Origin of the sequence: Nocardia sp. BMG111209 (genome assembly GCF_000381925.1) — a bacterium.
Taxonomy (GTDB): domain Bacteria; phylum Actinomycetota; class Actinomycetes; order Mycobacteriales; family Mycobacteriaceae; genus Nocardia.
Genome location: NZ_KB907309.1, coordinates 490,314 through 502,013 on the forward strand (window position 1 = coordinate 490,314; position 11,700 = coordinate 502,013).

The following is an 11,700-nucleotide window of genomic DNA, read 5'->3' on the forward strand; positions in this document are numbered from 1 at the left end:
GGGTGCGCGGCTTCCGGGCCGGCCGGAACGGGCACTCAGCCGAACAGCGCGGGCAGCGTGCCCTCGAAGGCCGCCCGCAGTTCGGCCAGGGTGACCGAGAACTGCCCCTGCACCTCGACGGAGTCGGCCCCTTGGTCGACCACGCCGATGCGCACCCACGGCAGCTCGCGCGCGCTGCACATCTTGGTGAAGCGGGTCTCCTCCGACCGCGGCACCGCGACCAGCACCCGGCCGGCGGATTCGGCGAACAGCGCCACGAACGGATCGGCGCCCTCGGGCAGCAGGATCCGGCAGCCGGTCTCACCGGCCAGCGCGGCCTCGACGACCGCCTGCGCCAAGCCGCCCTCGGACAGGTCGTGCGCGGCGCTGATCATGCCGTCGCGGGAACCGGCGGTGAGGATCTCGGACAGCAGCTGCTCGCGGGCGAAGTCGACCCGCGGCGGCACGCCGCCGAGGTGGTCGTGCTCGACCTGTGCCCAGATCGAGCCGCCGAACTCGTCGCGGGTGTCGCCGAGCAGGATCAGCGTCTCGCCGGGCTCGAGGCCGAGACCCGTCGGGATGCGCCGGTGCACATCGTCGATGACGCCGAGCACGCCGACCACGGGGGTCGGCAGGATCGCGGTCTGCCCGGTCTGGTTGTAGAAGCTGACGTTGCCGCCGGTGACCGGAATACCCAGTGCCACACAGCCGTCGGCGAGGCCGCGGACGGCCTGCTGGAACTGCCACATCACGCCCGGATCCTCCGGGGAGCCGAAGTTGAGGCAGTTGGTGACGGCCTTCGGGGTGGCGCCGGTGGTCGCCACGTTGCGGTACGCCTCGGCCAGCGCCAGCTGCGCGCCGGTGTACGGGTCGAGTTTGGTGTAGCGGCCGGAGGCATCGGTGGCCAGCGCGATACCGCGGCCGCCGACCTCGTCGATGCGGATCACACCGGCGTCGGCGTGTTCGGCGAGCACGGTGTTGCCGCGCACGTAGCGGTCGTACTGTTCGGTGATCCAGCGGCGGCTGCACAGCTGCGGGCTGGCGATCATCTTCAGCAGCGTGGCGCGCAGTTCGTCGGCGGTCCGCGGGCGGGACAGCCGGTCGGGGGTGTCGGCGACGAGCGCGTCCTGCTCGTCGGGGCGGCGCACCGGCCGCTCGTAGACCGGGCCCTCGTGCGCGACGGTCCGCGGCGGCACATCCACCACGGTCTCGCCGTGCCAGGTGATGACCAGGCGTTCACCGTCGGTGACCTCGCCGATCACGGTGGCCAGCACATCCCACTTCTTGCAGACGGCCAGGAAGGCGTCGACATTGTCCGGGGTGACGACCGCGCACATCCGCTCCTGCGATTCGCTGGAGAGGATCTCGGCGGGGGTCATGTGCGTGGCGCGCAGCGGCACCAGATCGAGGTCGATCTGCATGCCGCCGTCGCCCGCGGCCGCGAGTTCCGAAGTGGCACAAGACAATCCGGCGCCGCCGAGATCCTGGATACCGACCACCAGATCGGCGGCGTACAGCTCCAGGCAGCACTCGATGAGCACCTTCTCGGCAAACGGGTCGCCCACCTGCACGCTCGGCAGCTTCTTGCGGCCGGTACCCGACTCGTCCCCGGAGAAGGTGTCCGACGCCAGCACCGACACGCCGCCGATACCGTCGAGGCCGGTGCGCGCGCCGAACAGAATGATCTTGTTACCGGCGCCGGAGGCGAAGGCCAGATGCAGATCCTCCACCCGCATGACACCCGCGCACAGCGCGTTGACCAGCGGATTGCCCTGGTACGACGGATCGAATACGGTTTCGCCGCCGACATTGGGCAGGCCCAGCGAATTGCCGTAGCCGCCGACCCCGCGCACCACGCCGTCGACCACGCGCCGGGTGTCCGGATGATCGACGGCGCCGAAGCGCAGCTGATCCATCACGGCGATCGGCCGCGCACCCATCGCCATGATGTCGCGCACGATGCCGCCCACGCCGGTCGCCGCCCCCTGATACGGCTCCACGTACGAGGGGTGGTTGTGGCTCTCGACCTTGAAGGTGACCGCCCAGCCGTCGCCGATGTCCACCACGCCCGCGTTCTCGCCGATACCGGCCAGCATGGACGCGCGCATCTCGTCGGTGGTGGTCTGGCCGAAGTAGCGCAGATGCACCTTGGAGGATTTGTACGAGCAGTGCTCGCTCCACATCACCGAATACATCGCCAGCTCGGCATCGGTCGGCCGGCGGCCGAGGATCTCCCGGATACGGGCGTACTCGTCGTCCTTGAGCCCCAGCTCCTTGTAGGGCTGCGCGGTGTCCGGGGTGGCGGCGGCGGTGCTGACGGTGTCGACATGGACGGTCACTGTGAGTACCGGGGTCCTTTCGGCGGACAGGCGAACGCGGCGCCCGGGCGCGGATACGGGAGACGAGCTCAGTTTAGAAGCAGCATCCGACGGCCCCGCAGTCGCGGTGCCACCTGCCGCGACGATCCGGTGAGTCCGGCCACACCCGCGAAAAAGGCGGTATGGACCTGGGCGGCCGACCCAGTACGCTGATTCGGTGAACGATCGAGCCCGGCTCGCCGCCTCGGGTGATGTGCCCGACGATCTCCGAGCCGCTCGCCGTCGCCGAATGTGGCGCATCGCGGTCGGGCTGTTCCTGCTCTCCGCACTCATCGAGATCGTGGCCCGGCAATGGGCCGGTTACATCGATTTGCAGGTCTATCGCAACGGCGCCCGGGTGTGGCTCGACGGTCACGATCTGTACGGGCCGCTGCCGCCGTCGGGTGGGCTCGGACTGCCGTTCACCTACCCGCCGCCCGCGGCGCTGTTCTTCATCCCGCTGGCGCTGATGCCGTTGTGGCTGGCCGGGCCCGCGACGGTCCTGGTCTCGCTGATCTGCCTCGGCCTCACGCTGTGGGTGGTGCTGAACGCGCTGGACTCCACCCCGGACCGGACGACCCGATGGGCGCTCGTGATCGGTGGCGTGGGCCTGCTCGGCCTGTCCGAACCGGTCCGGCAGACCTACAACTTCGGCCAGGTCAATCTGGTCCTGATGACCGCGATCGTGCTGGATGTGCTGGTCCGGCGGCCCGGCTGGCCGCGCGGGATGCTCATCGGCATCGCGATCGCGGTCAAGCTCACCCCGGCCGGATTCCTCCTGTACTTCCTGGTGCGCCGGGACTGGCGGGCCATGCTCACCACGGTGCTGTCCGCGCTGGCCACCATCGCGATCGGGGTGGCGCTGTTCCCGCGGGAGTCCGCCGAGTACTGGTCCCGGGTGATCCGCGACACCGGCCGGATCGGCCCGCCCGCGTTCGCGGGGAATCAGTCGCTGAAGGGCATGGTGTTCCGGCTCGGGCTCGGCGAGCAGGCTGCCACCCGGCTGTGGCTGACGCTGGCGGTCGTCGCGGTCGCGCTGGCGGCGGTGGTGATGTGGCGGCTGGTGCAGACGCCGCAGCCGATCGGCCCGGAACAGGCGCGGCCGACGGGCCCGGAACAGGCGCGGCCGACGGGCCTGGAACAGGCCACCGCCCTGCTGGTGAACGCGCTCGCGGTACTGCTGGTCTCACCGGTGTCCTGGTCGCACCACTGGGTGTGGGTGGCGCCGGCGGTGCCGGTGGCGCTGGCGTGGCTGCGCCGCGCGGGATTCACCCGGGCCCGGCTCGCGGTCGCGGCGGCCATCGCGCTGATATTCCTGATCGGCCCGCACTGGCTGCTGCCGCACAGCGCCCATCGGGAGCACGGCTGGGCGCTGTGGCAGCAGGCGATCGGCAGCAGCTATGTGCTGCTCACGTTCGCGGGGCTGGCGGTGGCGGCGGTCTGCTTCCGGCGCGGTTATCGCGGCGCCAGGAACGCCGCCAGCGCGGCCGCGTAGGCCGGCACATCGGCCGCGGCCATCAACTCGCGGGCCGAATGCATCGCCAGTTGCGGCGCGCCGACGTCGACGGTCGGCATCCCGGTGCGGGCCGCGGTCATCGGGCCGATGGTGGATCCGCAGGGCAGATCCGCGCGATGCACATAGCGCTGCAACGGAACTCGCGCCTGAGCACAGGCCAGCGCGAAGGCCCCGGCGCCGACCGCGTCGGTGGCGTAGCGAAGGTTCTGGTTGACCTTCAACACCGGACCGCCGCCGGCCTCGATCCGGTGCGCGGGCTCGTGCCGCTCCGGATAGTTGGGATGCGTAGCGTGGGCCATGTCGCCGGATGCACAGATCGAACTGGCAAGTGCCGCAAGGTATTCCGATCGACCACCGCCACGCGCCAGCACGATCCGTTCCAGTACCGCGGGCAGCAGATCCGACTGTGCGCCGCGGTCGGACTGGCTGCCGACCTCCTCGTGGTCGAAGATCGCCAGCACCGGGGCGGGTGCGCCGGGACGCGCCCCGGACACGGCGGCGAGGAAACCGTGCAGACCCGCGTAGCAGGTGGCCTGATTGTCCAGGCGTGGCGCGCTGATCAGATCACGGTCCCGGCCGACCGTGCCGCTGGGTGCGAGATCGTGGGTCATCAACTCCCAGCCCAGCAACGTGCCGGGCTCGACCCCGGCCCGGTCCGCGACGTACTCGGCCAGCGAGCGCGGTTCGCCGCCGAGACCCCAGACGGCGTTGACGTGCCGCTGCGGATCCAGCGTGACCCCGCGGCGATCCTCGGACAGGTGGATCGCCAACTGCGGCACCCGCAACAGCGGTTCGTCGATCCGGACCAGCACCTGCCGCACGGCATCCCCGTCACGGACGGTCAGCCGCCCGGACAAGCCCAGGTCGCGATCCAGCCACGAATTCAGCCAGGCGCCGCCGTACGGTTCCAGGCCGACCAGTTGCCAGCCGGCGACCGCCAGATCCGGATGCTGTTTGACGCGCAGGTTGGGACTGTCGGTATGCGCGCCGACCACCCGGAATCCGCGCGCGGCGTCGGCCTCGCCCGATTCCGCCCAGGCCACCAGCGAGGCCCCGCGCACCACGAAGTACCGGCCCGTGCCGGCATGCTCCCACGGCCGGGACTCGACGAGTTCGATGAATCCGTGCGCCGCCAATTCCGTTGCGACGGTTCGGCACACATGGAACGGGGAGGGTGACGCGTCGATGAAGGCACACAGTCCGGACGCGCTCGCGGTGATCGAGACGGGCATACCGCGATCCTAGGGGGCTTTACAATTCCCGCGAATTCTCACCACACGACGGGCACCGCGGAGTTTCGCATTTCACTCCGGGCATATCAGGCGAATCAGCCGAGGGCCGGCGCCTCGACGACCTGCTCCAGCAGCCGCAAGAGGTCGGCGTGCCGTTCCGCGCCGATCCGTTTCCGCAATTCCTCCTCCACCCGCGACTCCTCGGCGCGTACCGAGTGCACGAGGGCGACGCCGAGATCGCTGAGGCCGATCAGGATGCGCCGGCGATCCTCCGCCGCGGCGATCCGGAAGATCAGGCCGCGATCCGCGAGGGAATCGGCATGCCTGGTCGCCGAGGAGGGTGGCAACTGGGCGCGGGCGGCCAGGTCGGTCATCGTGATGCCGCTGTCGTCGGAGAGATTCGACAACATCGCCCACTGATCGGCGGAAAGTTGCCGGGCACACAGCGCCGCATCGAGGTGGCGCAGCCAGCAACGTTCCGCGGCACGCAGCGCCCCGTGCAGCGTAGAAAATCCGCTCACAATGGTCGACATCGATTCCGCCCATCATTTCCGCCAGGACGAGTGAGAGGGTACCGAATGTACTCGTGCGGTGAGTGCCCGAACGAGATAATGCGTTCCCTCGTTCCGAGAACCGCCGGGAATTGCGTCGATGCGTGAACGGATGCAATTGCAGAGTTTGCCGGCAACCTGCACGTGCACGATTGCGGGGCGATAGACCGGGATTTGCCGGGACCACCACGCCGTCGCGCGGGTGGTCCCTACGCCGCCGGGGCGGCGATCGCCGTACTGCCGGTGCGGACGATCCCTAGGCCGCGACGAGCGTGTCGACCACGGAGAGGAACATGCCGAGGCCGTCATCGCTGGGACCGGTCAGCGGCTCGGTGGCGTGCTCGGGATGCGGCATCAGGCCGACGATCCGGCCGTCGGCGGACGAGATGCCCGCGATGTCGCGCTGCGAGCCGTTCGGGTTCTCGCCGTAGCGGAACACCACCCGGCCCTCGCCCTCCAACTCGTCGAGCACACGCTGCGAGGCCTGGTAACGGCCCTCCGCGTTCTTGACCGGGATGAGGATCTGCGCGCCCGGCTCGTAGCGGGAGGTCCACGCGGTGTCGGTGCGCTCCACCCGCAGCCATTCGTCGCGGCAGATGAAGTGCAGGCCCTGATTGCGGGTCAGCGCGCCGGGCAGCAGTCCGGCCTCGCACAGCACCTGGAACCCGTTGCAGATACCCAGGACCGGCATCCCCTTGCCCGCGGCCTCGACCACCTTGCCCATCACCGGGGCGAACCGGGCGATGGCGCCGGCCCGCAGGTAGTCGCCGTAGGAGAAGCCGCCGGGGACCACGACCGCGTCGACCGCGCGCAGGTCGGCGTCGCCGTGCCACAGCGCCACCGCCTCGGCGCCACCGAGCCGGACCGCGCGGGCGGCGTCGACGTCGTCGAGGGTGCCCGGGAAGGTGATCACACCGATGCGAGCGTTGCCGGTCACGACAGTCGCACCACCTTCCAGTCCTCGATCACCGTGTTGGCGAGCAGGGCCTCCGCGATCTTCGCCAGCTCCGCGTCGTCGACGCTGTCGTCGACGTCGAGTTCGAATCGCTTGCCCTGCCGGACATCCGACACACCCGGGAAACCCAGGCGCCCGAGTGCGCCGACGATGGCCTGACCCTGCGGATCCAGGATCTCGGCCTTCGGCATCACCTCGACCACGACTCGTGCCACGCGTTGCTCCTCAGCTGTGGGGGGATTACCGGCACAGCGTAGTCGGCGAGTTCCGCGCGGCACGGCGCGGGTGGGGCTTGTACGTTGGCCGTATGCGCGTCGCACACTTCGGACATTCCTGTGTTCTCGTCGAACTCGACGGCGTCAAGATTCTCTTCGATCCGGGCAATTTCTCGCACGGATTCGAGGGCGTCACCGGGCTGGACGCGATCGCGGTCACCCATCAGCACCCCGACCACATCGACGCCCACCGGATCGAGGCCCTGATCGAGGGCAATCCCGGCGCCCGCCTGCTCAGCGACCCCCAGACCGCCCAGCAGCGCGGCGAGCCGTGGGAGGCGGTGCACGCCGGCGACGTGCTCACCGTGGGCGAGGTGCAGATCACCGGGGGTGGCGGCCGGCACGCGGTCATCCACCCGGAGATCCCGGTGATCGACAACACCGTGTTCCAGCTGGGCACCCCCGCGGATCCGGCGCGGTTCGTCCATCCGGGCGACAGCCTGTGGGTGCCGTCGGTGCCGGTCGGCGTGCTGGCCCTGCCCGCGGTGGCGCCGTGGATGAAGATCAGCGAGGCCGTCGACTACCTGCGCGCGGTACATCCGCGCACGGCCCTGCCCATCCACTACGGGATCATCAGCCCCGCGGCCCAGGGCATCTACTTCGGCCGGCTGTCCGAAATGCGGCCGGTGGACAGCGATTTCGTCGTCATCCAGCCCGAGGATCAGGCCGACCTGGCCACCGCGTAGCCGGCCAGGAACAGCGCCTCGGCGAGCGCGATCCGCTCGATCTCGGCCGGGTCCACGCTCTCGTTGGGGGCGTGGATCAGGCAGGCGGGTTCCTCGACGCCGACGAGCATGATCTCCGCGTCCGGATAGGTCTCGGCGAACACGTTGCACAGCGGGATCGATCCGCCCTGCCCCTGGGTGGTGGCCGGCCGGCCGTAGGCCGCGGCCAGCGCCGCCTCCATCGCGGCACGGGCCGGGCCGCCGGTGCCCGACCGGAACGGCGCGCCGACGGCCTCGGTCTCCACGGTCAGCCGGGCCCGCCACGGCGTGTGCGCCCGCAGGTGCGCGGTCAGCTCCCGCAACGCCCGGTCCGGTTCGAGGCCGGGCGGGATCCGCAGATTGAGCCGGGCGCGGGCCCGGGGCTGCAGCGCGGCCGCCGAGCCGACCACCGGCGGCACATCCATCCCGAGCACCGTGAGAGCCGGTCGCGCCCACAGCATGTCGGAGATCGTGCCGTCGCCGAACAGCGCCACGTCGTCGAGTACCCCGGCGTCGGCGCGGAACTGCCCGGCGGAATACTGCACGCCGTCCCAGACCTGATCGGCGGTCAGGCCGTCGACGGTGGTGTTGCCGCGCTCGTCGTGCAGCGTCGCCAGCAGGTGCACCAGCGCCGTCACCGCATCCGGCGCGGCGCCCCCGAACATGCCGGAATGCAAGGGGCCGGACAGGGTTTCGAGGGTGACGAGCACGTTCACGGTCCCGCGCAGGGTCTGGGTGAAGGTGGGCACGCCGGCGGCGAAGTTACCGCAGTCGCCGATCACCAGCGCGTCGGCGCGCAGCAGTTCGGCGTTGCGGGGCACGAACTGTTCCAGCCCGGCGCCGCCCTGCTCCTCCGAACCCTCCGACACCAGCGTGATGCCGACCGGGAAATCGTTGCCGCCCAACTCTTCCCGCAATGCGCGCAGCGCGGTCAGGTGGGCCACCAGATTGCCCTTGCAGTCCGCGGCGCCGCGGCCGTACCAGCGGCCGTCGCGCTCGTGCAGTTCCCAGGCCGGAGTCACCCAGGCGGCCTCGTCCAGCGGCGGCTGCACGTCGTAATGGCAGTACAGCAGCACCGTCGGCGCACCGGGCGGCGCCGGATACCGCGCCACCACCGACGATGTGCCGTCGGGCGTCTCGTACAGTCCGGCCTCGGTCAGCCCGGCCGCCCGGAAGGCGTCGCGCACCCAGTGCGCCGCACGCTCGCACTCCGCGGCCGGGAACTGCCGCGGATCGGCCACGGAACGGAACGAAACCAGTTCCGCCAGATCGGCTTTCGCTCGCGGCATGAGGGCCTGCACCCGCGCGCGCAGCGCGGCGGTCCGGGAGTCGTCGGTCATGATCATCCTTTCTACCGTCCGCGGCGGGCATGATGGGTGACGACCGGTACCTGCCGCCAGCGAGAGAGGCTTCGATGTCCGTGCGCGACGAGTCCGAAGATCTGTTCACCCTCCCCGCGCTGGCCCACGGCGCACCCAAGAACCGATTCCCCGAACTGTCGATCCCGGCCCAGGCCGCGTATCAGATCGTGCACGACGAACTCCTGCTCGACGGCGTCTCCCGGATGAATCTGGCCACCTTCTGCACCACCTGGCTCGACGACCAGGCCCGCCGGCTGATGTCCGAGACCACCGACAAGAACATCGTCGACAAGGACGAATACCCGCAGACCGCGGAGCTCGAGCAGCGTTGCGTGCGGATGGTCGCCGATCTGTGGCACGCGCCGGATCCCGACGACACCGCCGGCACCTCCACCACCGGATCCAGTGAGGCCGCCATGCTGGGCGGGCTGGCCGCGAAATTCCGCTGGCGGGCCCGCACCGACGGCCCGTACGCGGCCGCCAAGGGGGTGCCGAATTTCGTCTGCGGCCCGGTGCAGGTGTGCTGGGAGAAGTTCGCGCGCTACTTCGACGTCGAGATCCGGCGGGTGCCGTTGCGGGCCGATCGGTTCACCCTGCATCCGGACGATATCGAGGCGCACTGCGATGCGAACACCATCATGGTGGTGGCGACACTGGGCCAGACCTTCACCGGGCTGTACGAGGATGTGGCCGGCATCGCCGCGACCCTCGACGATATGCAGCAGCGCACCGGCCTGGACATCCCGCTGCACGTCGACGCCGCCAGCGGCGGCTTCCTCGCGCCGTTCACCGCACCCGAGTTGATCTGGGATTTCCGGCTGCCGCGGGTGCGGTCCATCAACGCCTCCGGACACAAGACCGGCCTGGCGCCACTGGGCTGCGGCTGGGCGATCTGGCGTGCGACCGCGGATCTGCCCGAGGGGCTCATCTTCGACGTGGACTATCTCGGCGGCAGCATGGCCACCTTCAACCTCAACTTCTCGCGGCCCGGCGGCCAGGCCATCACGCAGTACTACGAATTCATCCGGCTCGGCCGGATCGGCTACACGGCGGTGCAGGAGCAGCATCACCATGTCGCGCGGCAGCTGGCCCGGGGTGTCGAACAGGCCGGGCCGTTCGAGCTGATCCACGACGGCGATCCGCTGCGCGGTATCACCGCGGTGTCCTGGCGGATGACCGAGGAGACCGACTACAACCTCTACGACCTGTCGGACCGGCTGCGCAGCCGGGGCTGGCTGATCGCCGCCTATCCGCTACCGGCGAACCGGCAGGGCGAGACCGTGATGCGCGCGGTGATCCGGCACGGCTTCACCCACGACATGGTCGATCTGCTGCTGGCCGACGTCCGGCGCAGTATCGAACACCTGCACCGGCATCCGCTGGAAACCTCGCTCACCCGCAAGGAGGCCGGCGGGTTCACCCACGACGCGACGCCGCGTTCGGCCTGAGCCGCACGGGTTCAGGCGGCCCGCGCGATCTCGAACGGGTCCCAGCGGTACACGTCGGGCGTGGCGGCGTGGAACAGGGCCAGGTCGACCGCGTCGATCATGGCCTGCCGCGGTCCGGACCGGCTCAGCTGCGCGGCCGATACGGCCAGGCGCAGCTGACCGCCGCGGCGGGCGGTCCGCACCGCGCTCATCACCAGGGCGTGGCACCACCACGGCTCGGCGCGGAAACCCTCGCCGATCCCGTGCACCCAGGCCCGCTGCACGGTCTGCCGCTCCAGGTCGTGGATCGAGGTGAGGGTCAGCGCCAGGCGGAATCCGACCTCCGGCAGCGCCGCGAGCGCACCCTCGGAGACGTTCCAGCGCGGCGCCGCGAACAGCCGGGTGCGCAGGCCCACCTGCTCCAGCACCCGGTCGGCGGCCATCAGCCGCAGCCGGGCCTCGTGCCGGGGCAGATCGGCGAATTCGGCCCGGCGGCTCTTGGTGGCCGCCTGGTCGTAGCCGTGCAGGACGACGGCATCGCCGACCGTGCGCCGGGCCCGCAGCCATTCCTGGGTGGCGGGATCGTCGACGAGGCGATATTTGCCCTTCAGCCGGGGGGCCACCAGCAGCGACAGCGGAACGCCCCGGCGATCCATCTCCGTGGCGAAGGACATCGCCGCCGCTCGTGTGGTGTCACGAATACCGGAAACCGAAACGATCAACTGCGACCCGCTCATGTTTCCACTGTGTGGTGAACAGATGTCCGTGACGTGCTGCTCCGGTGACTTCCCGACGAATTCGCGCTACCGAATCGTGAGTCGGCCGCCCCGCGAATTCACCGGCGGATTCCGCCGATTTCTCCCGAAACAGCACCACAACAGTGTGATATGCCCCACCGGGTAACCGAACGATATCGGCGCCGACAGGGACACGCCGAAGTGGACGCGCCGTTTTCGCATTGATGCAGGATGTACACGACAACGCAACCGTAACTAGACTGCGCCGCGTGAAAGCTGCACTCCTCACCGCCCTCGCCGTTCCGTTCCTGATGGCCGTCCCGGCCGTGGCCGGAGCCCAGCCCGCGCCGCCGCCCGCCGACATCATGCCGGGTCAGTCCCAGAGCCCGGATCAGCTGTGCGACACGACCAGCAAGATCATCGACTCCGTGCACACCACCCAGCCGGATGCCGTCACCCCCGAGCAGATCGCCACCGCGTACGACGCGCAGATGGCGGCGAAGGTGCCCGGCTACGGTCTCTTCCAGGGTCAGCAGCACAGCGACCTGGTCAACCTGATCAACGCGTGCGGTTTCGCCCCGCCGCCGCAGGGCTGATCCGAGCCCG

General features: G+C 70.1%; 11 protein-coding genes. 4 read left to right on the plus strand and 7 right to left on the minus strand.

The annotated features are described in order from the left end of the window. Positions 1–35 precede the first annotated feature (35 nt). Complete coding sequence (gene purL, locus G361_RS45810; protein WP_019931480.1) at positions 36–2,318, minus strand: phosphoribosylformylglycinamidine synthase subunit PurL; 2,283 nt, start codon at positions 2,316–2,318, stop codon at positions 36–38. A gap of 196 nt (positions 2,319–2,514) precedes the next feature. On the opposite strand from purL, the gene G361_RS0133345 reads away from it, so the two are divergent. Further along, positions 2,515–3,831: a glycosyltransferase 87 family protein gene (locus G361_RS0133345; protein ID WP_026343807.1), complete on the plus strand. Its 1,317-nt coding sequence runs from the start codon at positions 2,515–2,517 to the stop codon at positions 3,829–3,831. On the opposite strand, the gene G361_RS0133350 is transcribed toward G361_RS0133345, so the two are convergent. The 4 genes from G361_RS0133350 to purS all read right to left on the minus strand — a co-directional run bounded on the left by G361_RS0133350 (position 3,792) and on the right by purS (position 6,805). Continuing rightward, a complete protein-coding gene (locus G361_RS0133350; RefSeq protein WP_019931482.1) occupies positions 3,792–5,084 on the minus strand; it encodes a M18 family aminopeptidase in 1,293 nt (430 codons plus the stop codon). The genes G361_RS0133345 and G361_RS0133350 overlap by 40 nt on opposite strands. 95 nt (positions 5,085–5,179) lie before the next feature. Next, positions 5,180–5,617 carry a MarR family winged helix-turn-helix transcriptional regulator gene (locus G361_RS0133355; RefSeq protein ID WP_036496166.1) on the minus strand — a complete coding sequence of 146 codons (438 nt, stop codon included), beginning with the start codon at positions 5,615–5,617 and terminating at the stop codon, positions 5,180–5,182. A gap of 274 nt (positions 5,618–5,891) precedes the next feature. Next, positions 5,892–6,572, minus strand: coding sequence for a phosphoribosylformylglycinamidine synthase subunit PurQ (gene purQ, locus G361_RS0133360; RefSeq protein WP_019931484.1), 681 nt, complete (start codon positions 6,570–6,572; stop codon positions 5,892–5,894). After that, positions 6,569–6,805, minus strand: coding sequence for a phosphoribosylformylglycinamidine synthase subunit PurS (gene purS, locus G361_RS0133365; protein ID WP_019931485.1), 237 nt, complete (start codon positions 6,803–6,805; stop codon positions 6,569–6,571). Before purS ends, purQ begins: the two co-directional genes overlap by 4 nt. A gap of 92 nt (positions 6,806–6,897) precedes the next feature. On the opposite strand from purS, the gene G361_RS0133370 reads away from it, so the two are divergent. Beyond that, positions 6,898–7,551, plus strand: a complete 654-nt coding sequence (locus G361_RS0133370) for an MBL fold metallo-hydrolase (RefSeq protein ID WP_019931486.1) — start codon at positions 6,898–6,900, stop codon at positions 7,549–7,551. On the opposite strand, the gene G361_RS0133375 is transcribed toward G361_RS0133370, so the two are convergent. After that, positions 7,527–8,909, minus strand: coding sequence for a dipeptidase (locus tag G361_RS0133375; protein ID WP_026343808.1), 1,383 nt, complete (start codon positions 8,907–8,909; stop codon positions 7,527–7,529). The genes G361_RS0133370 and G361_RS0133375 overlap by 25 nt on opposite strands. A gap of 74 nt (positions 8,910–8,983) precedes the next feature. Here G361_RS0133375 and G361_RS0133380 point away from each other — a divergent pair, with 74 nt between their 5' ends. Further along, on the plus strand, positions 8,984–10,378 hold the full coding sequence (locus G361_RS0133380; protein WP_019931488.1) for a glutamate decarboxylase: 1,395 nt from the start codon (positions 8,984–8,986) through the stop codon (positions 10,376–10,378). A gap of 11 nt (positions 10,379–10,389) precedes the next feature. Here G361_RS0133380 and G361_RS0133385 read toward each other — a convergent pair whose 3' ends face one another. After that, positions 10,390–11,094, minus strand: a complete 705-nt coding sequence (locus G361_RS0133385; RefSeq protein WP_026343809.1) for a DUF2334 domain-containing protein — start codon at positions 11,092–11,094, stop codon at positions 10,390–10,392. A gap of 269 nt (positions 11,095–11,363) precedes the next feature. Between G361_RS0133385 and G361_RS0133390 the strand changes: the two genes are divergently transcribed. Then, positions 11,364–11,690, plus strand: coding sequence for a hypothetical protein (locus G361_RS0133390; protein ID WP_019931490.1), 327 nt, complete (start codon positions 11,364–11,366; stop codon positions 11,688–11,690). Positions 11,691–11,700 lie beyond the last annotated feature (10 nt).